Below are 22,349 nucleotides of genomic sequence, written 5' to 3'. Positions count from 1 at the left end.
CCGATGAGCGCTTGCGCGAAGAGCCGACTACGCCGATGAGCGCTTGCGCGAAGAGCCGACTCCCACCGCTGACCGCCGATCCCTGACCCGCAAAGGACACTTCTACATGCCCGGCTCCACCCTGTTCACCGACGCGATGGCGCTCACCAAGGCCGGTGACGGCGTGTATCACGGTGTACTGAACGAACATTGGACGATCGGGCCCAAGGTGCACGGCGGTGCGATGCTGGCGCTGTGCGCGAACGCCGCGCGCACCGAACACGGTGGGGCGGTCCAGCCGATCGCCATCTCGGGCAACTTCCTGTGGGCGCCGGATCCCGGCCCGATGGAGATGGTGACCACCGTGCGCAAGCGGGGCCGCAGGGTGAGCCTGATCGACGTCGAGCTCAATCAGGGTGGCCGTACGGCCGTGCGGGCGGCCGTCACGCTGGGCGACCCCGAACACCACGTGCCTCCGCTACTGTCGGTCAACCCGGTCATCCCGCTGATGCAGCCCGAGCCGCCACCCGGCCTCGAGCCGATCGGGCCGGGGCATCGCATGGCCGACATCGTCCACCTCGCCCACGGCTGCGACATCCGGCCGTCGCTGACCACCATGGAGCCGCGCGCCGACGGCGGCCCACCGGTGATCGAGTACTGGGTGCGGCCCAAAGGTGTCGCCCCCGACGTGCTGTTCGCACTGTTATGCGGTGACGTGTCGGCGCCGGTCACGTTCGGCGTCAACCGGTTCGGCTGGGCGCCCACCGTGCAGCTCACCGCGTATCTGCGCGCGCTGCCCGCCGACGGGTGGCTGCGGGTGCTGTGCACAACGGTCCAGATCGGCCAGGACTGGTTTGACGAGGACCACATCGTCGTCGACTGTGAGGGCCACATCGTGGTGCAGAGCCGCCAGTTGGCGATGGTGCCGACCGCGTAGCCCCGTCGGCGTTCTGCAATGCTTTCCCGCATGGCCAGAATCGCGATCGTCGGCGGTGGAAGTATGGGTGAGGCGCTGCTGTCCGGGCTGCTGCGGGCCGGGCGGCAGGTCAAGGACCTGGTGGTCGCCGAGAAGGACCCGGCGCGCGCGAAGTCGCTGGCCGAGAAGTACTCGGTGCTGGTGACGACGGTCGGCGATGCGGTCGACACGGCGACCTACGTCATCGTCGCGGTGAAGCCGTTCGACGTCGAGGGCCTCGTCAACGAGATCGCCGATGCGGCGGCCAGAGCCGAAACCGACACCGCCGAAAAGGTTTTCGTCACCATCGCCGCGGGTGTCACCACCGCCTACTACGAGAACAAGCTGCCTGCGGGTTCGCCGGTGATCCGGGTCATGCCCAGCGCACCCGTCGTCGTCGGCGGTGGGGTGAGCGCGTTGGCGGCCGGCCGGTTCGCCACCGCCGATCACCTCAAGGAGGTGTCGGGCATCTTCGACGCGGTGGGCGGCGTGCTGACGGTGCCCGAGTCGCAACTCGACGCCGTCACCGCGGTCTCGGGGTCGGGGCCGGCGTACTTCTTCCTGATGGTCGAGGCGCTCATCGACGCGGCGGTGGGCGCGGGACTGACCCGCGAGGTGGCCACCGACCTGGTCGTGCAAACAATGGCGGGGTCCGCCGCCATGTTGCTGGAGCGCCTCGACCAGGCGCAGACAGCGAACTCCGGGGCCGCCGCTTCCCCCGGCGCGGCCATGGACACCACCGCCGCTCAGCTTCGCGCCACGGTTACCTCTCCCGGGGGTACCACCGCCGCTGGTCTGCGGGAACTCGAACGGGGTGGTTTGCGGGCCGCCGTGGCCGATGCGGTCGAGGCCGCGAAAAGGCGCTCTGAGCAGCTAGGAATTACATCCCAGTAATTCAATTAAATGCCCACACCCGTCGCAGTAACACCATCTGCCACGCTATTCTCCTCGTGTAAGCACGGGTTGGTGCCAGCGGTGGGGAAGCCGCTGGAACTGCCCGTGCCTGAATGATTGGGTTGCGATGACGTCTATGAACGGGCCATCGGCGCGGGATTCAGCCAGTGGAAAGTCGGCGCGGGACGCCGGATCCGACGGTCAGCCGCCACGAGCTCAATTTCTTACCGTCGCCGAGGTGGCGAGCCTGATGCGGGTCAGCAAGATGACGGTGTACCGCTTGGTGCACAACGGCGAGCTGCCCGCCGTGCGCGTCGGCCGCTCGTTCCGGGTGCACGCCAAGGCCGTCCACGACATGCTCGAGAGCTCGTACTTCGACGCTGGATAGGCGTTTTCGCACTTGCCTGCGCTGCCCGGTAAGGTACCGGGTCGAGTAGGCAATGGCAGTTACGGCTAGGTAGCGGAGTTCATGGGTTCAGTCATCAAGAAGCGGCGCAAGCGCATGTCCAAGAAGAAGCACCGCAAGCTGCTTCGTCGCACCCGGGTGCAGCGCAGAAAGCTCGGCAAGTAAGTTCCGCGCGCGGTCGCCTAAGCTGACCGGGTATGGATTCCGAAGGTCGCCAGGGCACGAACGGCGACGGTTCCGAGTCGCGCCAGACGGTGCACTATCCGAAGGTCGTGCTCGTCACCGGCGCGTGCCGCTTCCTTGGCGGGTACCTGACCGCCAGGCTGGCGCAGAACCCGTTGATCAACCACGTCATCGCCGTGGATGCGATCGCGCCGAGCAAGGATCTGCTGCGGCGGATGGGCCGCGCCGAGTTCGTGCGTGCCGACATCCGTAACCCGTTCATCGCCAAGGTCATCCGCAACGGTGACGTCGACACCGTGGTGCACGCCGCGGCGGCGTCGTACGCGCCCCGCTCCGGCGGTCGCGCCGCGCTCAAGGAACTGAACGTGATGGGCGCGATCCAGTTGTTCGCCGCCTGCCAGAAGGCGCCGTCGGTGCAACGCGTCGTGCTCAAGTCGACCTCGGAGGTGTACGGGTCGAGCTCGCGCGACCCTGTGCTGTTCACCGAGGACAGCAGCGCCCGCAGGCCGCCCGGGGAGGGGTTCGCGCGCGACAGCATCGACATCGAGGGCTACCTGCGCGGGCTCGGGCGGCGCAGGCCCGACATCGCGGTCACCATCCTGCGGCTGGCCAACATGATCGGACCGGCGATGGACACCGCGCTGTCGCGCTATCTCTCCAACCCGATGGTGCCGACCGTCATCGGGCACGACCCCCGACTGCAACTGCTGCACGAGCAGGACGCGCTCGGCGCGCTGGAGCGCGCGACGATGGCCGGCAAACCCGGCACCTACAACATCGGAGCCGCCGGCATCATCATGATGAGCCAAGCCATCCGCCGGGCCGGGCGGATCCCCCTGCCGGTGCCGCGATCCGCGCTGTGGGCTGTGGATTCGCTGAGGCGCGCGACTCGCTACACTGAACTCGATCGCGAGCAGTTGGACTACTTGAGTTATGGCCGGGTCATGGATACCTCGCGAATGCGAAACGACCTCGGTTATAACCCGAAGTGGACCACCGTGGAGGCCTTTGACGATTACGTCCGGGGTCGCGGAATGACTCCGATCGTCGACCCGCGATGGGTACGCTCAATGGAGAGCCGCGCCGTGGCAGCGGCGCAGCGTTGGGGGCGATAGCCACATCAACAGGATCGGGTGGGGGAGAAGGTAACGACCGTGTCGGGCGAGTCCAAGGCGAAAGTTATTCCGCTGCATGCCAATTCGGGCCGTGCGGCGGCTCAGCGGCGCAACGCCGCTCGGGCTTCGGGGTCGCGCCGACATCCCTCGCTGCTCTCCGACCCCGACGGTCGCGCCTCCGCCGAGGAGATCGCCGCCGTCGTCCGCGAGATCGACGACCGGCGTGGCGCCGCCTCGGGCGGTGCCCCGGGCGCCGACGAGACGCCGACCGAACTGGCCCGGCGCATCGCATCGGTCGCCGAGTTCGTCCGCAAGCGGATGATGGGCGACTACACCGTCGATGAGTTCGGCTTCGATCCGCATCTCAACGACGCAATCTTCCTGCCTTTGCTGCGAGTGTTCTTCAAGTCATGGTTCCGCGTCGAGGTCAGCGGGATCGACAACCTGCCGAAGACCGGCGCCGCCCTGGTGGTCGCCAACCACGCCGGGGTGCTGCCGTTCGACGGTCTGATGGCGGCGGTCGCGGTGCGCGACCACCATCCGACGAACCGCGATCTGCGTCTGCTGGCCGCCGACATGGTGTTCGACCTGCCGATGGTCGGCCAGGCCGCGCGCAAGGCCGGCCACACCATGGCCTGCACCGCCGACGCGCACCGGCTGCTGGCCGCCGGCGAGCTGACCGCGGTGTTCCCGGAGGGCTACAAGGGGCTGGGCAAGCACTTCAAGGACCGCTACAAGCTGCAGCGGTTCGGCCGTGGGGGATTCGTCTCGGCGGCGCTGCGCACCAAGGCGCCCATCGTGCCGTGCTCGATCGTCGGCTCCGAGGAGATCTACCCGATGATCGCCGACGTCAAGCTGCTGGCCCGGTTGCTCGGCCTGCCGTACTTCCCGATCACGCCGTTCTTCCCGCTGGCCGGCCCGGTGGGCATGGTGCCGCTGCCGTCGAAGTGGCACATCCAGTTCGGCGAGCCGATCGAGACCGCCGACTACGACGAGTCGGCCGCCGAGGACCCGATGGTCACCTTCGAGCTGACCGACCAGGTGCGCGAGACCATTCAGCAGACGCTGTACCAGCTGCTCGCCAGCCGACGCAATATGTTCCTCGGCTGAGGTACTTCACGCGTCCGGGTGCGGCTAGCTGTTCGAACTAGTTTGCTTGGCAATCATTTTCGCGATCGCCTCGTCGCGCCTGGCGGCGATGCGCTCGCTGATCTCGTCGGCCTCGGTGTCGGACTGGGCCTCGCCCATCACCGTCACGATGCTCGTCAGCACCGGCTTGCCCTCGGCGTCGGTCACCTCGCCGCGGACCTCGGTGACGACCGCGCCGTGTGACTCGGTGACCGAGTCGAGGTAGGAATCGAAGTACAGCCGGTCGCCGGCCACGATCGGCCGGTGGAAGACGATCTTCTGGTCGCGGTGGAGCACCCGCTCCATGTTGATCGGCACGTCGAACTGGTTGAAGATCTCCGCCTGCACCCGGCGCCCCGCCACCGCGAGGAAGGTCAGCGGCGCGATCAGTGTGTCGTAGCCGCTCTCGGCGGCCGCGTCCTCGGTGAAGTGCGCGGGATGATCGTTCTTGACCGCGCGCGCGAACTCACGGATCTTCTCCCGGTCGACCTCGAAGTAGTCGGGGTACCGGTAGTGCGTTCCGATGATGTTCTCTGCGATGGCCATCCTGGTATCGCTCCTCGCGTGCGCGGGCTGATCGGTTCTGCTCGGTGTCGGCGGCGCGAGCCTATCAGCGCATCCCCGCCGGCCCGGCTAACCGCCGTCCTGCCGGCGCGACACGATCGCGGCCAGCGCCCCGCCGGCCGCGCCGAGCGCCAGCGCCGACGGCACCCCGATGCGGGCGGCCTTGCGCGCGGTGCGGAAATCGCGGATCTCCCAGCCGCGCTCGCGGGCCAGATCGCGCAGGTCGGCGTCCGGATTGATCGCCACCGCGGTGCCCACCAGCGACAGCATCGGGACATCGTTGAAGCTGTCGGAGTAGGCCGTGCAGCGGCGCAGGTTCAGCCCCTCGCGGATGGCCAGTGAGCGCACCGCATGTGCCTTGCCCGAGCCGTGCAGGATGTCGCCGACCAGCCGGCCGGTGAACACGCCGTCGACGGATTCGGCCACGGTGCCCAGGGCGCCGGTCAGGCCCAGCCGCTTGGCGATGGTCGCGGCCAGTTCGTAGGGCGTCGCGGTCACCAGCCACACCTGCTGGCCGGCGTCGAGGTGCATCTGCGCCAGCGCGCGGGTGCCGGGCCAGATCTTGTCGGCGATGATCTCGTCGTAGATCTCCTCGCCGACGGCCATCAGCTCGGCGGTCGACCGGCCTTCGATGAAGGCAAGCGCCTTGCGCCTGCCCGCCGCCACGTCGTCGCTGTTCTCCCGGCCGGTCAGCTGGAACTTGGCCTGGGCGTAGACGAACTTCGCGATGTCGCCGTAGGTGAAGTACTTGCGCGCGGCCAGACCGCGCGCGAAGTGGATCAGCGACGAGCCGTGCACCAGGGTGTTGTCGACGTCGAAGAACGCGGCCGCGGTGAGGTCCGGCGGCGGGGGCGGCGGGGTACTGCTCGTCTCGAGCAGGCCCGCGACGGCCTGCTCGGCACTCGCTTCACCGGCACGCTGCTGCTCGGCAGCGGTGGTGGGGCCCGCCAACTGCTCACCCTCGACGCGACCGGGCTCGGACACGCAGTCAACCCTAAGTCACGGTGGCGGGATACTTGCGGGGTGGAGCACCGGCGGGCAGGAGCGGGACGACCGGGGAATCGACCCCGGGTGGAGTTGCTGACGCGCGATGGCTGCTCGATCTGCGTGCGCGCGGCCGATCAGCTTGCCCGGCTGGCCGATGAACTGGGCTTTGTGCTGACGGTCACCGACGTGGACGCGGCCGCGGCGGCGGGCGATTCGGCGCTGCGGGCCGAATTCGGCGACCGGCTGCCGGTGGTGCTGCTCGACGGCGCCGAGCACAGCTACTGGGAGGTCGACGAGCCCCGGCTGCGCGCCGACCTGACGACGTGATGCCGCCTCGCCGCGAAATGGCATTCCAGCAGGCCTGCTCTCGGTCTTTTGCTGCAGGAATGCAGTTTCGCGGAAAATTCTGGTGAATTTGGTGGCCTAACTGGTCACCGACTACCGTGGATGTCGTGGTGATGAAGCCGTGAGCGTGTTGCTTTTCGGGGTTTCGCACCGCAGCGCGCCGGTGTCGGTGCTGGAGCAACTGTCCACCGACGAATCCGATCAGGCCAAGATCGTCGAGGAAGTGCTGCGATCCTCGCTCGTCACCGAGGCGATGGTGCTGTCCACCTGTAACCGCGTTGAGGTCTACGCCGTCGTCGAGGCGTTCCACGGCGGGTTGTCGGTCATCGGCCAGGTGCTTTCCGAGCACTCCGGCATGGGCCTTCACGACCTCACCAAGTACGCCTACGTGCGCTACGCCGAGGCCGCCGTCGAGCACCTGTTCGCCGTCGCCTCCGGACTCGACTCCGCGGTCATCGGCGAACAGCAGGTACTCGGCCAGGTGCGCCGGGCCTACTCGACCGCCGAGACCAACCACACCGTCGGCCGCACCCTGCACGAACTGTCGCAGCGGGCGCTGTCGGTGGGCAAGCGGGTGCACTCCGAGACCGGGATCGACGCCGCGGGCGCGTCGGTGGTGTCGGTGGCCCTCGGGATGGCCGAGACCAGGCTGGACTCGCTCACCGGACGCAGCGCGGTGGTGATCGGCGCGGGGTCGATGGGCTCGCTGGCCGCCAAACACCTCGCCCGCGCCGGAGTCGAGCGCATCCACGTCGTGAACCGAACGCAGCCGCGCGCCAAGCGGCTCGCGCACAACATCCGCGAGCTCGGCATCGAGTCCGACGCGTTCCCGTTCGACCACCTGCCGCCGCTGCTGACCGACGCCGACGTGGTCGTCTGCTGCACGGGTGCGGTGCGGCCGGTCGTCTCGCTGGCCGACGTGCACCGCGGGCTGGCCCATGGCATGGAGCCCAAGCAGCTGGTGTTCTGCGACCTCGGCATGCCCCGCGACGTCGACCCCGCCGTGGCGGGTCTGCCCGGTGTGCACGTCATCGACATGGACCGCATCCAGCGGGAGCCGTCGGCCCGCGCGGCCGCCTCGGACGCCGAAGCCGCGCGCGCGATCGTCGCCGCCGAGGTCGCCAATTACCTGGCCGGACAGCGGATGGCCGAGGTCACTCCGACCGTCACCGCTTTGCGGCAGCGCGCCGCCGACGTGGTCGAGGCCGAGCTTCTGCGGCTCGACAACCGGCTACCGGGCCTGGACGCCGCCCACCGTGACGAGGTCGCCAAGACCGTGCGCCGGGTGGTCGACAAGCTGCTGCACGCCCCGACCGTGCGGGTCAAACAACTGGCCAGCGCGCCCGGCGGGGACAGCTACGCCGAAGCGCTGCGCGAGCTGTTCGAACTCGACCAGCAGGCCGTCGATGCCGTTGCTGGACCCGAATTGCCGCTGTTCACAACCGATCTCGACAAAACCGAGTAGCGCTTGACTGTAATCCGGATAGGCACCCGGGGCAGCCTGTTGGCCACCACCCAGGCCGGTGTCATCAGAGATGCCCTCGCCGCCAACGGGCACCCCGCCGAGCTCGTCATCGTCTCCACCGAGGGCGACCGCTCCGACGCGCCGATCGCCGACATCGGCGTGGGTGTCTTCACCGCAGCGCTGCGGGAGGCGATCGACGACGGCCGCGTTGACATGGCCGTGCACTCCTACAAGGATTTGCCGACGGCCGCCGACCCGCGCTTCGCCATCGCCGCCATACCCCCGCGCGAAGACCCCCGGGACGCCCTGGTGGCCCGCGACGGCCTGGTGCTCGGGGAGTTGCCGGCAGGCTCGGTGATCGGCACGTCGAGCCCGCGACGGGCCGCGCAGCTTAGAGCACTGGGTCTCGGTTTGGAAATCCGCCCCCTACGAGGCAACCTTGATACCAGGTTGAACAGGGTAAGCAACGGTGATCTCGACGGCATCGTGGTCGCACGGGCGGGACTGGCCCGGATCGGGCGGCTGGCAGATGTCACCGAGACTCTCGAGCCGGTGCAGATGTTGCCAGCGCCGGCTCAAGGTGCGCTCGCGGTCGAGTGCCGCGCAGGCGACACCGGGCTCGCCGCGCTGCTGGCGGAGTTGGACGACGCCGACACGCGCGCCGCAGTCACCGCTGAGCGTGCCCTGCTCGCCCGACTGGAGGCGGGTTGCTCCGCACCGGTGGGTGCGATCGCCGAGGTGGTCGAGTCCATCGATGAGGACGGCAACGTCTTCGAAGAGGTGTCGCTGCGCGGCTGCGTGGCGACGCTGGACGGATCCGATGTGATCCGCGCGTCCGGAGTCGGGACTCCCGGCCGGGCCCGGGAGTTGGGGCTCTCGGTGGCCGAGGAGTTGTTCGACCTCGGGGCGCGCGAGCTCATGGCGGAACCCAACTGAGCTGTAGAGCGGAGTGACAGACATGACTGGGCAAGCAGGCGGGCGTGGGCGCAAGCCGAAGCCGGGCCGCATCACCTTCGTCGGCTCGGGTCCGGGGGACCCCGGCCTGCTGACGACACGGGCCCGCACCGTGCTCGCCAACGCCGCCCTGGTGTTCACCGACCCCGACGTGCCCGAGGCGGTGCTCAACCTGGTCGGCTGCGAACTGCCGCCGCCGTCCGGCCCCGAGCCGGCGGACGCGGCCACGCCGAACGATGGTGACGCGACCGAGAACCCGGCTCCCGCCATCCCGGGGGGACCCGACATCCGGTCCGCGGTCGGCGATCCCGCCGAGGTGGCCAAAACGCTGGCGACCGAGGCGCGCACCGGTGTGGACGTGGTCCGGCTGGTGGCCGGTGACCCGCTGTCGGTCGACGCGGTGATCACCGAGGTGACCGCGGTGGCGAAGACGCATCTGAATTTCGAACTCGTGCCGGGGCTGCCCGACACCACCGCGGTCCCGACGTACGCCGGCCTGCCGCTGGGTTCGGCGCACACCGTGGCCGACGTCCGCGACCCCCACGTGGACTGGGCCGCTTTGGCCGCTGCGCCCGGCCCGCTGATCCTGCACGCCACCGCCACGCATCTGCCCGAGGCGGCGCGCACGCTGATCGAGTACGGGCTCACCGACACCACGCCCGTCGTGGTGACCGCGAACGGCACGACGTGCCAACAGCGTTCGGTCGAGACGACGCTGGCCGGACTGCTCGACAAAGCCGTGCTGGACAAGCCGGCCGGTGCCGAACCGGCCAGTCCGTTGGCCGGTCCCCTGGTCGTGACGATCGGCAAGACCGTCGCCAACCGCGCCAAGCTGAACTGGTGGGAGAGCCGCGCCCTCTACGGCTGGACCGTGCTGGTGCCGCGCACCAAGGACCAGGCCGGCGAGATGAGCGAAAAGCTGGTGTCGCACGGCGCATCGCCGATCGAGGTGCCGACCATCGCCGTCGAGCCGCCGCGCAGCCCCGCGCAGATGGAACGCGCGGTCAAGGGTCTGGTGGACGGCCGCTTCCAGTGGGTGGTGTTCACCTCCACCAACGCGGTACGCGCGGTGTGGGAGAAGTTCAACGAGTTCGGTCTGGACGCGCGGGCCTTCTCCGGTGTGAAGATCGCGTGCGTGGGCCAGGCCACCGCCGACCGGGTGCGGGCGTTCGGGATCAACCCCGAACTGGTGCCCAGCGGTGAGCAGTCCTCGCTGGGCCTGCTTGATGAGTTCCCGCCCTACGACGACGTTTTCGACCCGGTGAACCGGGTGCTGCTGCCGCGCGCGGACATCGCGACCGAGACGCTGGCCGAGGGCCTGCGCGAGCGCGGTTGGGAGATCGAGGACGTCACGGCCTACCGAACGGTGCGCGCCGCGCCGCCGCCCGCGCGCACCCGCGAGATGATCAAGACCGGCGGCTTCGACGCGGTCTGCTTCACCTCGAGCTCGACGGTGCGCAACCTGGTCGGCATCGCGGGCAAGCCGCATGCGCGGACCATCGTCGCGTGCATCGGGCCGAAAACCGCGGAAACCGCAGCGGAATTCGGGCTGAGGGTGGACGTGCAGCCCGAGGTGGCCGCGGTGGGACCGCTGGTGGAGGCGCTCGCCGAGCACGCCGCCCGGCTGCGGGCCGAAGGCGCGCTGCCGCCGCCGCGCAAGAAGAGCCGCCGCCGCTAGGAAAAGGTGGCCCTGCTGTGTCCTTTCCAAGACACCGCCCACGCCGGCTGCGATCGACGCCGGCGATGCGCCGGCTCGTCGCGCAGACCTCTTTGGAGCCGCGGCATCTGGTGCTGCCGATGTTCGTCGCCGACGGTATCGACGAGCCGCGCGAGATCGCCTCGATGCCCGGCGTCGTGCAGCACACCCACGAATCGCTGCGCCGTGCCGCGGCCGACGCGGTCGCGGCCGGTGTCGGCGGGCTGATGCTGTTCGGCGTGCCGTGTGACGAGGACAAGGACGCCACCGGGTCGATCGGCGTGGCCGAGGACGGCGTGCTCAACGTCGCGCTGCGCAAGCTGGCGGCAGACCTCGGCGACGACACGGTGCTGATGGCCGATACCTGCCTCGACGAGTTCACCGACCACGGTCACTGCGGAATCGTTGACGGGTCGGGCCGGGTCGACAATGACCTGACCAACAAGCGCTACATCGAACTGGCTGTCGCACAGGCGGATTCGGGTGCACACGTGGTGAGCCCGAGCGGGATGATGGACGGTCAGGTCGCGGCGATCCGCGACGGCCTGGACGCCGCGGGTCACACCGACACGGTGATCCTGGCCTATGCGGCCAAGTTCGCGTCCGGCTTCTACGGCCCGTTCCGCGAGGCGGTGGCCTCCAGCCTGCGCGGCGATCGGCGTACCTATCAACAGGATCCGGGCAATGCGCGCGAGGCGGTGCACGAGGTCGAACTCGACATCGACGAGGGCGCCGACATCGTCATGGTCAAGCCCGCGATGGGCTACCTCGACATCGTGCGCGCCGCGGCCGACATCTCGCCCGTCCCGGTGGCGGCCTATCAGGTCTCCGGCGAGTACTCGATGATCAGCGCAGCGGCGGCCAACGGCTGGATCGACCTGCGCACCGTCGCACTGGAGACGCTGACCGGTATCCGGCGCGCCGGCGCCGACATCGTGCTGACGTACTGGGCGGCCGACGTCGCCGGCTGGCTGGCGTGACACCGGAACCGGAGCGGCCCGGCGCCCGGCCAGAGGACGTCGACACCGGGTTCTGGCTGTGGGTGGTGGCGCTGCCGCTGATGGTGACCGGGCACCTCGTCGATGTGGTGGTCACGCGCGAGCCCGGCCTGCCCGGTCCGCTGCTGGCGGCGTCGGTGGTGTTCGTCGTGGTGCTGGCCGCCGTCGTGGTGACCTTCGCGGTGCTGATGCGGCACGGCTACCGGTGGGCGCGGACGGTGTTGACCGGTGGCGGGCTGGCGTCGGTGGTGTACGTGGCGAGCAACCTGTTCAGCGTCGAGCGGCCGGCGGGTGCGGCAGTCATCTATGCGGTCACCGCGATCCTGGGTTCGGTGCTGATCGTCGGGGGCGCGTACCTGCTGCACCGCAAAGACGCTCACGCCTACTTCACGCGTTAGGCTGGCCCGACCATGACCGCCCCACCGCCGCGACCGCGTGTCGTCACCGCCGCGTTCTGGTGCTGGGTGGTCGCCGCGGTGATGGCGATGGTGGGTGGGTTGATCGCGGCCTCGGTGGACCTGCCGATGCCCTACCGCGCGACCGGCGTGTTGACGGTCCTCGCCGGTGGGGCGATGGCGTTCCTCGCCGGTCGGGTCCGCACCGGCGGTGACGCCCGGTTCCGCCGCGCCGCCGTCGCGCTGTCGCTGGCCATCGTGGTGTTCGTGGCGCTGGTGTCGGCGTCCGGGGTGGTGCACCTCGTCACGCTGCTGGCCGTCTTCCCGTTGCTCGCGGGCGCCGTCCTGATCACTCGGCCGGCCGCGGCCAAACAACAGGAGGCGCAGTGACCGACGACGCCGCTTCGCCGCCGGTGCTGTTCTACGAGCAGGGCGCGAGCTGGCTGTGGTTGGCCGCCGGCCCCGCGTCGGCGGTGGCCATGGCGTTGATCCAGGCGTCCGCGGGGTACGGGATCCAGTGGATGGTGCCGGGCATCTTCCTGGTCCTGGTGTCGGGCTTCATCGCCATCCAGGTCAAGGCGGCGCGGATCCACACCTCCGTCGAGTTGACGCCCGAATACCTGCGCCAGGGCACCGAGCGCATCCGCACCGACGACATCGTGCGCATCTACCCGGAGGCCACCGGCAAGGAGGAGCCGAAATGGCAGTCGGCCCGTGCACTCGGTGAACTCGTGGGTGTGCCGCGCGGCCGCACCGGCATCGGCCTGAAACTGATCAACGACCGTTCCGCGCAGGCCTGGGCGCGCAAGCACCACCAGTTGCGGGCGATGCTGACCCAACTCGTCGAGGAGCGCATCCCGCCGGAACAGGCCTCGTGAGTTCTCGCTCGTGGGCGGTGATCGAGGTGCTGGCCGCCGTCGCCGCCGCTGTCGGCTGTGTGCTGGCCTGGCTGGCGGCCAGCACGACGGTCCTGGTGCCACCTGCGCTGGACGGCGAACCGCCCACAACGTCGGTGCAGTACAGCGCGTCGCTGATCGGGTTGACGCTGTTGCTGGCCACGCTTGCCGGGGTGCTGGCGGTGCTCGGCGTCGCGCGGCTCCGCCGTCGCTGACTCCCTCCCCCGTGAGGCTGCTCACAACCGGTTGGTACAAAGTGCAAAATTTGTAACACTGTGTCGCATGACCGAGTTGGTGGAGAAAGCCGGGCACCTCGACGACGCGCGACCGCTGGGGCCGCAATCGCTGGTCTGGCGCTACTTCGGGGACAACCGCATGTACCTGATCGGGCCACGGCCCGCAGTGCTGCAGAACATGCTCGCCGAGCTCGGTCAGGGAGTGCTCGACCACTCGGTCTTCTTCGCCGACACCTCGGCACGCATCAAGCGCTCCCTGCCGCCGATCTTCAACACCGTCTACGGTCCCGACGACGAGAACGCCGGCACGCAGGTGCGCGACTTCCACACCGGCATAAAAGGCGAGATGCCTGACGGCAAGCGTTACCACGCGCTCGATCCGGACACCTACTTCTGGGCCCACGCCACCTTCGTCGAGCAGGTGCTGTACTTCGCCGACACCTTCGTCAAGCGGTTGAGCCGCCAGGAGAAGGAGCAGATCTACCTCGAATCGAAGACGTGGTACCGCCGCTACGGGGTGAGCGATCGCCCGATGCCGGCCACCTACGACGACTTCGAGCGCTACTGGGACCGGATGCTCGACGAGATCGTCGTCGACCACCCCACCGCCAGGTACGGCGTCGGCTACGTCACCAAGGGCTTCCCGTGCCCCAAGGGCGTGCCCGGATGGGCGTGGCGGCTGATCGCGCCCGTGTTCAACCCGCTGGCGGCGTTCCTGACCACCGGCGGGCTGCCCCCGCGCGCCCGTGACCTCCTCGGTCTGCCGTGGAGTGAGCGCCAGGAGCGGCGATATCAGCGGTTCGCGGCGTTCTGGCGGTCGCGGCCGGTGAACTGGATCTGGGACCAGCTGCCGATGCGGGTGCGCTACAACGGCTATGCGCAAGAGGGCTATGCCCGCGCCTGACACCGCCATGCAAGCGATCCTGGACGCTGCCGTCATCGAATTCGAGCGGCACGGCTTTCGCCGCGTGGCGCTCGACGACGTCGCGCGTCGTGCGGGGGTCAGCCGGACCACGATCTACCGGCGGTTCGCCAACCGCGACGAGTTGGTGGCGGCGGTGATCGAACGGGAGAACACCGCGTTGTTCGCCGACATCGCCGACGAGGTCAAACGCGCTGGGCCACAGTCGAACTACTACGTCGAGGCGTTCACGCTGTCGATCCTGAAGTTCCGCCGTCACCGCGTGCTGTACCGGATGATGTCCGACGAGCCGGCGCTGCTTCTCGAATTGGCCCGCCACCACTACGACGCGGCGATCGCCCGGATGGCCGAGGCGCTGCACGACATCTTCCCCGACGGCTTCGCCGAGCGGATCGGCGAGCAGGCGGTCACCGAACTCGCCGACACGATCCTTCGCTACGCGGCCATGGTGCTGCTGTTGCCGAGTACACAGCCCCTGGAGAGCGCCGACGACATCCGGGCGTTCGCGAGGATGCACTTCCTGCCCAGTCTGCCCGCGGCGTTGCGGGCGGTTCCCACTGGTTAGCCACGCTCTGTTTGACAAATCACACCCCTGGGCAGTTCTTATCCATGAGCACCGACGAGAACCAGGCCAGCGAGAACCAGGCCGACGAGAAGCTGACCGAAGAACAGCGCAAAGCCGAACCGGAAACCGACGAGCACCATCAGGTCACCAGCGAGCCGGAGACGCCAGAGCCGACCGAGAAGCCCGAGATCACCGACGAGCATCGGGAAAAGGCCAAAGAGATGCACAAGTCCTACGAGGAGGAGCGGCCGGCGATCAAGATGCCCGGCACCGGCGGCGCGGTGGCCGGGACGGCGGTCCACGACTGGATCGACGACGACGGCAACCCCAAGTTCAGCGATTCGAAGAGCGGCGAGTCGGGTGGGTCGAAGAGCGCCGAGTCGAGCGACGAGGCGAGCAACCCCGCGTAAAGTTCCGGCGTGACCTCACTGGAACAGATCGCGCCGGTATTCGTCGAGATGGCCCACTCCATCGTGTGGTCCTCGGTGGCCACCGTCGACGCCAACGGCCGTCCGCGCACCCGCATCCTGCACCCCATCTGGGAGTGGGACGGCACCGACCTGTTCGGCTGGATCGCCACGGTCCCCACGCCGCTGAAGAAGAGCCACCTGGCCGCCCACGCCGAGGTGTCGGTGAGCTACTGGACCACCACCCACGACACCTGCAGTGCCGAGTGCCTCGTCGAGTGGTACCTCGACGACGAGACACGAACGGCGGTGTGGGACAAGTTCGCCAACGCTCCGCAACCCGTGGGCTACGATCCGCGCATCATTCCGATGTGGAAGGACGGACCGACGTCCGATCAGTTCGCGGTATGGCGGCTGAGTCCCTACCGGATCCGGGTCATGCCCGGCACCGTGATGACGAAAGGCGAAGGGGCGCCCCTGACTTGGTCCAAGACATGACTTGTTCCGGGGTCGGCGACTGAGTGATGATCGATGCCATGACCACCACGGTCGACGTCCGGACGCTGCCGTTGGCGCCGAGGAACCCGCTGCCGGTCTGGCAGCTGGTCAAGTTGGTGCGCAGGCTCGACACCGGCCAGGAGGTGATCCGCGACGCCGGCGGGCCCATCACCCGCATCCAGTTCGGGCCGAAGAGGTTGATCCCGCCGCTGGTTGCGGTGATGTCGCCCAACGGCATGCGCGACGTGCTGGGCCGCTCCGATGCCTCCTCTGAGCGGTGCGTCTACCACGACGAAGTCCGCAACATGGCGGGCGACAGCCTGTTCGTACTGCCCAACGAACAGTGGCGGCCCCGCAAACGCGCCCTGCAACCGGTGTTCACCAAGTACAACGTCCGCAACTTCGGCGGGCACATGTCGCGCGCGGCGCAGGCCTTCGTCGATCGCTGGCCCGACGGCGGCGACGTCGACCTCGATATGGAATGCCGCCGGGTCGCGATGCAGTCACTGGGCCGGTCGGTCCTCGGCGTCGATCTCAACGAGCGCGCCGACACCATCGCCACATGCATGCACGTGGCGTCGTCCTACACCGCCGACCGCGCGCTGCGGCCGATGCGGGCGCCGCGATGGCTGCCGACTCCGGCGCGGCGCCGGGCGCGGGCCGCGGTCGCGGCGATGAAGAAGATCACCGACGAGATGGTGCGCGCCTGCCGCGACGACCCGGAGCGTGACGCACCGCTGGTGCAGGCGCTGATCGCGGCCACCGACCCCGAGACGGGGCTCCCGATCTCCGATGAGGACATCTCCAACGACCTGTTGATCTTCATGCTCGCCGGGCACGACACCACCGCGACCGCGCTCACCTACTCGCTGTGGGTGCTCGGACACCACCCGGACATCCAGACGCGTGTCGCGGCCGAGGCCGCCGCGATCGGTGACCGCGAGCTGACGCCCGACGACGTGCCGCAGCTCGGGTACACCGTGCAGGTGCTGCACGAGGCGCTGCGGCTGTGCCCACCGGCCGCCGGTGTCGCCCGGCTGGCCACCCGCGACATCGCGGTCGACGGCTACCGGATCGAGGCGGGCACCCTGGTGGCGGTGGGACTCTATGGGCTGCACCACGATCCGGCGTTGTGGCCCGACCCGATGAAGTTCGACCCCGACCGCTTCAGCCCGGCGAACGTCAAGAACCGCAACCGCTGGCAGTTCCTGCCGTTCCTCGGCGGCGGTCGGCCGTGTATCGGCGAGCACTTCGCGCGGCTGGAGACGACGCTGGCGCTGGCCACCATCATCAGGGCGATGGAAGTCCGCTCGGCCGACGAGACCTTCGAGTGCGACGTGCCGTTCACCACGGTAGCCAAGGGGCCGATCCGGGCCCGGCTTCGACCGCGATCGCGGGGCTGACCTCACGACCCTCGCAGAATGGAGATCAACTGGTCGCGGCTGTTGGCGCCGACGCGCTGGGACGCGCGGAACAGGTGTCCTTCGATGGAGCGGATGGACATGGTGAGCCGGTCGGCGATCTCCTTGTTCGAAAGTCCTTGGGCCGCAAGCGATATGATCTCGCGCTGACGGGCGGTGAAGGGTTGCGACGTCTCCGCGGCACGCAAGGCCGGCGTATTGGCGCCGTGGCACTCGGTCGCCAGGTTCTGCGCGGTGGCGGCAGCGTTCAAGGCCGCTCCACGCAGCCCCACTCTGCGGTAGGCGACGACCGCCTGGGCGGCGGCATCGGCGGCGGCGAGGCGGTCGCCGAAGGCCTCGTATCGGCGGGACGCGTCAAGTAGTGCATCGCCGTTCCCGGCGGCCAGTCCTGCGGCATGAGCTGCGGCGGCGGGTGGGCGGGGGCCCTGGACCCGGCCGGCCAACTCGTTCAGCCGTGCGGCGGTGGTGTGGTCACCGAACTGTGTCGCAGTCTGCAGGAGCATGACTTCCCAGGACGGTCGGCCGCGATCGGCTTCGTTGGCCGCCGCCTGGCGGGTGATCGAAATTGCCTGCGACACAGCACCTTCGGCGGCACACACCCACCCTTCTGTGATGGCCTTCTCCCCGTCCACCATGCAGGCGTCGGGGTCCTGGGCCCACCACTCGATGGCCTCGAACTCTCGGCGCGCCTCGGCCGCCCGTCCGGCCATGGCCGCCACGGCCGCCAGCCACGACCGCCCGAATGACTTCACCAGACGTCCGCTTTCGCTGATCGCCAGGTACGCGACGGCTTCCCGCAACGACTGCAGCGCATCGTCGAGCGCCCCGCGGCTCATCGCCGACATACCGACGAACAAGCTGTGCCAGGAGTCCTCGAAGGGGACGTCGACCGTGTCGCGCCGGACCCGGGCGATCACGGCGTCCTGAGGTCCCAGCGCACCTGCGAGCCGGTAGCCGTACGCGTGCAGGAACGCCAGCGGGAGCCGCAGGTGCGACGCCTCCGGGGAGCGATCGGCCACCGCATTGCCGCTGGCTACCGCGGGCTCGAGCTCGTCGATGCGCCCGAGGTCGCCGAGTCCGGCGACCCGTGCCCAGACCAGGAGGATGTTCGCGAGATCGTTCGCGGAGGCGCTGTCCCCCGCGCCGTCGGCCAATTCGACCGCGGCCGTGGAGTGCCCGCGCACCAACTGCATCAGCGCCCGGACGGCGGTGGCCATCGCACCGGTGGCCTCATCGTCCGCCGGCAGCAACTCGAGTTCGCGTTCGGCGCTGGCCGGGCGACCCAGTGCGACCGTGAAGTTCAGGGCGCGCAGCACCGCAATCTGCCCGCGCAGCGCTCCGGATGTCTGGCCGGCGAGCTCGGCCAACGCGGTTTCCGCCGCTGCGCCGCGCTCTTGCCAGGTGATCGTCATCGCGTGCACGATCTTCGCCGGCAGGCCGCCGCCGGCAACCACGGCGTGTTCGGCCAGGGTCTCCGCGAGCCTCAGATCCGAGAGCTGCATGGCCGCTGACGCGCCGGCGAGGAGCTGTTGCGGGTCGGGTGCCAGATCCGACTCGAAGCTCAGCACTGCGCGGTGCACCAGATCTCGCGGATCGGCGACATCTTTACGGGCCAGTTCGGTGGCGATGCGCCCGCGGAGCCGCCGCAGACGTAGCGAGCCGGTGCGGCGGATCTCACCGAGCATCGGGTGAGCGAGTCGCACGCTCGCGGGCTCCACGTGGAGATCGACGCTGATGAGATTCAGTGCTTCGGCCTCGGCCACCGCGTCGGCGCTGGTGACCGCCGTCAATACGTCGGTGTCCAATGGCTCGGCCACCACCAGGGCGTCGAGTACATCGCCGACCGCGCTGGGCATTCCGGCGATCCGCGCTCCGAGGAGGTCGGCCAGCGTGGAGGAGAGCTGAGGGTGGCCCTCCCAGAGCCAGATTCCCGAGCGCTGGGCCATCCGGCCTGCGTCGATTTCGTTGTCCAGCAGGTGACGCAGATACAGCGCATTGCCTTGGGTGTACTGCCACAGCCGCCGAGCACTGGCGGAGTCCACGGGGCCGTCGAGAACAAGTTCGACCAGGCCCGTGGTCTCGTCCAACGACAGGGGCTGCAGTTCGAGACGGTGCAGGTGGTGGTCCTTCCAGATCGCGGTGATCGCATCGGGGGGCGATTCGCCGGAGCGGATGGTCACGATGACGGTGGCCAGTCCGCGGGTGACGAGCTGGTGCACGGTGAACGCGGACAGGTCGTCGAGGAGGTGGGCGTCGTCGACACCGACGACGACGTCGCCGCGTCCGTCGCCGATCAGACCGTCGATGACCTCGCGGACCCGGCGCAGCGGGTCGGGGCCGAAGTCGCTGGCGATGTCGGCGAAGGCCGCCAGCGGGACGTCGCGGGCCGAGGCGGTACCGACGACCCAATGCCGGCGCGCTTGTCGCCCTCCGCATCCGGCGACGGCCTCACGCGCGACCCGGGTCTTTCCGACGCCGGCCGAGCCGGACAACACGATGCCGCGGGGGTGGCCGGCGCTGTCCCGGGCGGCCTCGGCGATCACCGCCAGCTCCTCGGCTCGCCCGACCAGAGGCCACTGGCGGATCACGGGCGAAGTCTATCGGGAAGCGGCTGCGGTCACGGCCAAAGGAGGCACCCGGTCAGGGCGGTTGCGCCTTGGCTGCGGCGGCCAGCTTGGCCTCGGCCACGCGCATGAATGTCGGCAGCGTCTCCGGCTCGATGCCGACCCGCTCGGCGATCACGTCATCGGCGATCCCCTCATCACGCAGGCGCAGGGCGGTCGCATACGGCAACGGCAACCGCTGCAGATACTCGGCCCGGTGCAGATTGGCGGCCATGGTCCAACGATGTTCGCCGCGTTCCCGACCGGCTGAGGTAATCCGCTACCCCAATCGGCGGCCCCATGGTGGCGTAGTGGAGCCTGACCTCAGCCGGCGCGTGCGTCTTCCGCACGTCACGCTCCTTGGAGTATGGAGATGAGCTGCTCGCGGCTGTTGGCCCCGACGCGCTGAGCTTCCACATCACCGACGGTCCGGACGACGGATCGGTGGTCGTCAATCCTGACGGCACCTTCACCGACACGCCCAGCGCCGAGCTTGCCGTCACCGGCGGCACCGATGAGTTCACCGTCACGGTGGTCGACGAGGGGCTGCACTTCCACGGACCGCTCGGCTTCCTCGCGCACCATTTCGGGCACAGCACGACGACCACGATCGCGCTCACCGTCGCCCCGGTCGACCACGTCGTCATCGACACCATCGACGTCGGCAACCAGCCGATCGATGTAGCGATCAGGCCCGGCGGCGGCACCGTCTACGTCGGCAACCAGTTGGACAACAGCTTGTCGGTGATCGACACCGCGACCAACACCGTCACCACGACCATCCCGGTCGGCACGTCCCCGAGCGGCATCGCGGTCACGCCCAACGGCGCCACCGTCTATGTCTCCAACATGGAGGACAGCACGGTGTCGGTGATCGACGCCGCCACCAACACGGTCGTCACCACCATCGGCGGGCTGTCCCGGCCACGCGGAATCGTCGTCAGCCCCGATGGCACGACGGCCTACGTGGCCAACAACCTGAACAGCACGGTGTCGGTGATCGACACCGCCACCAACACGGTCACGGCGACGATCCCCGTCGGCAACTTCCCCGACGGCGTGGCGATCAGCCCGGACGGCACCACGGTCTACGTCACCAATGACGACGCCCAGGGGCTGTGGGTGATCGACACCGCGACCGACACGGTCGTCGACACCATCGCCGTCGGCGACTTCCCGCTCGGCGTGGCTGTCAGCCCCGACGGCTCCACGGTGTACGTCGTCAACGGTTTCGCCGGCACCACCGTGCAGGTGGTCGACACCGCCACCAACACCGTCGTCGATACCATCACCGTCGGTGTCGGGCCGAACCAGGTGGCGGTGAGTCCGGACGGCGCCACCGTGTACGTCACCAACTTCTCCGACGACACGGTGTCGGTGATCGACGCCGCCACCAACACCGTGCTCACCACCGTTGCGGTCGGCGACCTTCCCCGGGGGGTGGCGTTCACCCCCGACGGCATGCTGGCCTATGTGGCCAACTTCGGTGACGACACCGTGTCGGTGATCCGGCTGTAGCCGTCGGGCTCAGCCGGCGCGCGTCAGCAGCACCGCCTGCTCGAACGGCAGGATGCCGAACAGCGGCCGCATCCACCCGGTCACGGCCGGTGCGGCCTGCGCCTTGGTCATCACGCGGGGATCGCGCACCTCGAAGGTCCTGCCGTAGCGCCTCATGCGGGCGTTGCCGGTGGCCGTCACGTTCTTGAGCCAGTCGCGGTCCGGGCCGTAGGTCAGCAAGATCGCCACCCCGTCGCGGGTGGGGAACACCGTCAGCGGTGTGCGGTACCGCTTGCCCGAGCGGCGGCCGACGTGTTCGAGGATGCCCATCGTCGGCGCCCACCCCGCCCACAGCCGCTGGATCGGGTTGGTGACGTGGCGGTTGAACCGCGCCAGCCATTGCGGCAGTTGCATGCCAACCATCAAACTCAGAAACCATGGCGTACCTCAAGCCCCCGTGGTTCACCGCCAGGATCTTCAACCCGTTCGCCATGGCGATCGGGATGGGCGAGACCCTCACCGTCACCCGGCGGCGCAGTAAGCGGCCCCAGCAGGTCCCGGTCATCCCGGTGGATGTGGCGGGCACCAGGTACGTGGTCTCCACCCGAGGTGAATCGGAATGGGTGCGCAACCTGCGGGCCGACCCCAACGCCAAGGTCGGCGACACGGCGTACGTCGCCCGCGAGATCCCCGAACGGGATCGCCAGGAGATCATCACCGCCTACCGGCAGAAGGCCGGCCGGACGGTCGAGGGCTACTTCCGCAAGCTGCCCCGCGAGGCCGATCACCCGGTGTTCGTGCTCACGCCGAAGGGGTAGCCGGTGCATTTCCGCGAATGGGGTAGTCGATTACGCCAACCACGCCGCGCACTCCTGCTTACCCTCGATGCATGGTTGATTCGAAAGCTGCAAAGCGGACCGTTCTGGCGGGCGCCCTGGTGGCGCTCAGCATGAGCCCGCTGGCGGTCGGAGTGGTCACCGTGCCCTCGGTCGTCGCCGGCGGACCGCCCGGTTATGTGGAACCTGTTCCGCCACCCCCACCGAACGCGGTTCCGGCGCCGCCGCCACCTGCGGCACCGGCGGCCCTTGCACCTGCGCCTCCGCGGTGCACCGGCACCGATCTGTTCACGGGCATCCCCATCCCCCTGGGCTGCGTGCAGTAGCTGCCTGACAGCCGGCATGGCCTGAGCCGGCGGCCGGACGCGTCCCACTACACCCTGTAGTTGACGCTTTCCGGCAGG

The 22,349-nt window shown here is 69.1% G+C and carries 28 protein-coding genes; 23 read left to right on the top strand and 5 right to left on the bottom strand.

Annotated elements, in window-relative coordinates:
- The first annotated feature begins 106 nt into the window (after window positions 1-106).
- The 6 genes from ABGB19_RS10350 (at window position 107) to ABGB19_RS10325 (ending at window position 4,642) form a co-directional block, all read left to right on the top strand.
- The gene (locus tag ABGB19_RS10350) at window positions 107-916 is read left to right on the top strand and encodes a thioesterase family protein (protein ID WP_347685857.1); all 810 of its coding nucleotides are present in this window, start codon (window positions 107-109) and stop codon (window positions 914-916) included.
- 30 nt (window positions 917-946) lie between these two features.
- Complete coding sequence (gene proC, locus ABGB19_RS10345) at window positions 947-1,828, top strand: pyrroline-5-carboxylate reductase (RefSeq protein WP_347685856.1); 882 nt, start codon at window positions 947-949, stop codon at window positions 1,826-1,828.
- Between the two features lie 127 nt (window positions 1,829-1,955).
- On the top strand, window positions 1,956-2,216 hold the full coding sequence (locus ABGB19_RS10340; RefSeq protein WP_347685855.1) for a helix-turn-helix domain-containing protein: 261 nt from the start codon (window positions 1,956-1,958) through the stop codon (window positions 2,214-2,216).
- An 81-nt stretch (window positions 2,217-2,297) separates the two neighbouring features.
- Complete coding sequence (locus ABGB19_RS10335; protein ID WP_003402602.1) at window positions 2,298-2,399, top strand: AURKAIP1/COX24 domain-containing protein; 102 nt, start codon at window positions 2,298-2,300, stop codon at window positions 2,397-2,399.
- 32 nt (window positions 2,400-2,431) lie between these two features.
- The gene (locus tag ABGB19_RS10330) at window positions 2,432-3,532 is read left to right on the top strand and encodes an SDR family oxidoreductase (protein WP_347685811.1); all 1,101 of its coding nucleotides are present in this window, start codon (window positions 2,432-2,434) and stop codon (window positions 3,530-3,532) included.
- 18 nt (window positions 3,533-3,550) lie between these two features.
- Window positions 3,551-4,642, top strand: a complete 1,092-nt coding sequence (locus tag ABGB19_RS10325; protein ID WP_347685810.1) for a lysophospholipid acyltransferase family protein — start codon at window positions 3,551-3,553, stop codon at window positions 4,640-4,642.
- Between the two features lie 24 nt (window positions 4,643-4,666).
- Here ABGB19_RS10325 and ABGB19_RS10320 read toward each other — a convergent pair whose 3' ends face one another.
- Together ABGB19_RS10320 and ABGB19_RS10315 are read right to left on the bottom strand one after the other, a co-directional pair.
- The gene (locus ABGB19_RS10320; protein WP_347685809.1) at window positions 4,667-5,206 is read right to left on the bottom strand and encodes a MaoC family dehydratase N-terminal domain-containing protein; all 540 of its coding nucleotides are present in this window, start codon (window positions 5,204-5,206) and stop codon (window positions 4,667-4,669) included.
- Window positions 5,207-5,293: 87 nt separating this feature from the next.
- Window positions 5,294-6,175 carry an HAD-IB family hydrolase gene (locus ABGB19_RS10315; RefSeq protein ID WP_347686224.1) on the bottom strand — a complete coding sequence of 294 codons (882 nt, stop codon included), beginning with the start codon at window positions 6,173-6,175 and terminating at the stop codon, window positions 5,294-5,296.
- Between the two features lie 120 nt (window positions 6,176-6,295).
- Between ABGB19_RS10315 and ABGB19_RS10310 the strand changes: the two genes are divergently transcribed.
- The 14 genes from ABGB19_RS10310 (at window position 6,296) to ABGB19_RS10245 (ending at window position 16,991) form a co-directional block, all read left to right on the top strand.
- The gene (locus ABGB19_RS10310) at window positions 6,296-6,538 is read left to right on the top strand and encodes a glutaredoxin family protein (protein ID WP_347685808.1); all 243 of its coding nucleotides are present in this window, start codon (window positions 6,296-6,298) and stop codon (window positions 6,536-6,538) included.
- 139 nt (window positions 6,539-6,677) lie between these two features.
- A complete protein-coding gene (locus ABGB19_RS10305; protein WP_347685807.1) occupies window positions 6,678-8,021 on the top strand; it encodes a glutamyl-tRNA reductase in 1,344 nt (447 codons plus the stop codon).
- Window positions 8,022-8,024: 3 nt separating this feature from the next.
- Entirely contained in the window at window positions 8,025-8,957 is a 933-nt protein-coding gene (hemC, locus tag ABGB19_RS10300) for a hydroxymethylbilane synthase (protein ID WP_347685806.1), read from the top strand.
- Window positions 8,958-8,979: 22 nt separating this feature from the next.
- A complete protein-coding gene (locus ABGB19_RS10295) occupies window positions 8,980-10,653 on the top strand; it encodes a bifunctional uroporphyrinogen-III C-methyltransferase/uroporphyrinogen-III synthase (protein WP_347685804.1) in 1,674 nt (557 codons plus the stop codon).
- Window positions 10,654-10,718: 65 nt separating this feature from the next.
- Window positions 10,719-11,651, top strand: a complete 933-nt coding sequence (hemB, locus tag ABGB19_RS10290; protein WP_347686223.1) for a porphobilinogen synthase — start codon at window positions 10,719-10,721, stop codon at window positions 11,649-11,651.
- Complete coding sequence (locus ABGB19_RS10285) at window positions 11,648-12,067, top strand: hypothetical protein (protein ID WP_347685803.1); 420 nt, start codon at window positions 11,648-11,650, stop codon at window positions 12,065-12,067. Before hemB ends, ABGB19_RS10285 begins: the two co-directional genes overlap by 4 nt.
- 12 nt (window positions 12,068-12,079) lie before the next feature.
- Entirely contained in the window at window positions 12,080-12,454 is a 375-nt protein-coding gene (locus ABGB19_RS10280) for a hypothetical protein (protein WP_347685802.1), read from the top strand.
- A complete protein-coding gene (locus ABGB19_RS10275) occupies window positions 12,451-12,942 on the top strand; it encodes a DUF3093 domain-containing protein (RefSeq protein ID WP_347685801.1) in 492 nt (163 codons plus the stop codon). The genes ABGB19_RS10280 and ABGB19_RS10275 overlap by 4 nt, the downstream gene beginning before the upstream one ends.
- Window positions 12,939-13,175: a hypothetical protein gene (locus ABGB19_RS10270; RefSeq protein ID WP_347685800.1), complete on the top strand. Its 237-nt coding sequence runs from the start codon at window positions 12,939-12,941 to the stop codon at window positions 13,173-13,175. The genes ABGB19_RS10275 and ABGB19_RS10270 overlap by 4 nt, the downstream gene beginning before the upstream one ends.
- A 67-nt stretch (window positions 13,176-13,242) precedes the next feature.
- Window positions 13,243-14,100: an oxygenase MpaB family protein gene (locus ABGB19_RS10265; protein WP_347685798.1), complete on the top strand. Its 858-nt coding sequence runs from the start codon at window positions 13,243-13,245 to the stop codon at window positions 14,098-14,100.
- Complete coding sequence (locus ABGB19_RS10260) at window positions 14,087-14,683, top strand: helix-turn-helix domain-containing protein (RefSeq protein WP_347685797.1); 597 nt, start codon at window positions 14,087-14,089, stop codon at window positions 14,681-14,683. Before ABGB19_RS10265 ends, ABGB19_RS10260 begins: the two co-directional genes overlap by 14 nt.
- Before the next feature lie 44 nt (window positions 14,684-14,727).
- Window positions 14,728-15,093: a hypothetical protein gene (locus ABGB19_RS10255; RefSeq protein WP_347685796.1), complete on the top strand. Its 366-nt coding sequence runs from the start codon at window positions 14,728-14,730 to the stop codon at window positions 15,091-15,093.
- 9 nt (window positions 15,094-15,102) lie between these two features.
- Window positions 15,103-15,588, top strand: coding sequence for a pyridoxamine 5'-phosphate oxidase family protein (locus tag ABGB19_RS10250; protein ID WP_347685795.1), 486 nt, complete (start codon window positions 15,103-15,105; stop codon window positions 15,586-15,588).
- 38 nt (window positions 15,589-15,626) lie between these two features.
- Entirely contained in the window at window positions 15,627-16,991 is a 1,365-nt protein-coding gene (locus tag ABGB19_RS10245; protein WP_347685794.1) for a cytochrome P450, read from the top strand.
- Window positions 16,992-16,993: 2 nt separating this feature from the next.
- Here ABGB19_RS10245 and ABGB19_RS10240 read toward each other — a convergent pair whose 3' ends face one another.
- Window positions 16,994-19,597 carry a LuxR C-terminal-related transcriptional regulator gene (locus ABGB19_RS10240; RefSeq protein ID WP_347685793.1) on the bottom strand — a complete coding sequence of 868 codons (2,604 nt, stop codon included), beginning with the start codon at window positions 19,595-19,597 and terminating at the stop codon, window positions 16,994-16,996.
- A 52-nt stretch (window positions 19,598-19,649) separates the two neighbouring features.
- Window positions 19,650-19,847, bottom strand: coding sequence for a hypothetical protein (locus tag ABGB19_RS10235; protein WP_347685792.1), 198 nt, complete (start codon window positions 19,845-19,847; stop codon window positions 19,650-19,652).
- 125 nt (window positions 19,848-19,972) lie between these two features.
- On the opposite strand from ABGB19_RS10235, the gene ABGB19_RS10230 reads away from it, so the two are divergent.
- A complete protein-coding gene (locus tag ABGB19_RS10230; protein ID WP_347685791.1) occupies window positions 19,973-21,130 on the top strand; it encodes a beta-propeller fold lactonase family protein in 1,158 nt (385 codons plus the stop codon).
- 9 nt (window positions 21,131-21,139) lie between these two features.
- Here ABGB19_RS10230 and ABGB19_RS10225 read toward each other — a convergent pair whose 3' ends face one another.
- Window positions 21,140-21,523 carry a nitroreductase family deazaflavin-dependent oxidoreductase gene (locus tag ABGB19_RS10225; protein ID WP_347685790.1) on the bottom strand — a complete coding sequence of 128 codons (384 nt, stop codon included), beginning with the start codon at window positions 21,521-21,523 and terminating at the stop codon, window positions 21,140-21,142.
- A gap of 23 nt (window positions 21,524-21,546) precedes the next feature.
- Between ABGB19_RS10225 and ABGB19_RS10220 the strand changes: the two genes are divergently transcribed.
- Window positions 21,547-21,927: a nitroreductase/quinone reductase family protein gene (locus ABGB19_RS10220; RefSeq protein WP_347685789.1), complete on the top strand. Its 381-nt coding sequence runs from the start codon at window positions 21,547-21,549 to the stop codon at window positions 21,925-21,927.
- A 71-nt stretch (window positions 21,928-21,998) separates the two neighbouring features.
- The gene (locus tag ABGB19_RS10215) at window positions 21,999-22,271 is read left to right on the top strand and encodes a hypothetical protein (RefSeq protein ID WP_347685788.1); all 273 of its coding nucleotides are present in this window, start codon (window positions 21,999-22,001) and stop codon (window positions 22,269-22,271) included.
- The last annotated feature ends 78 nt before the right edge of the window (window positions 22,272-22,349 follow it).

Origin of the sequence: Mycobacterium sp. B14F4 (assembly GCF_039871645.1) — a bacterium.
Classification (GTDB): domain Bacteria; phylum Actinomycetota; class Actinomycetes; order Mycobacteriales; family Mycobacteriaceae; genus Mycobacterium.
This window is presented reverse-complemented; position numbering and strand designations above follow the sequence as displayed.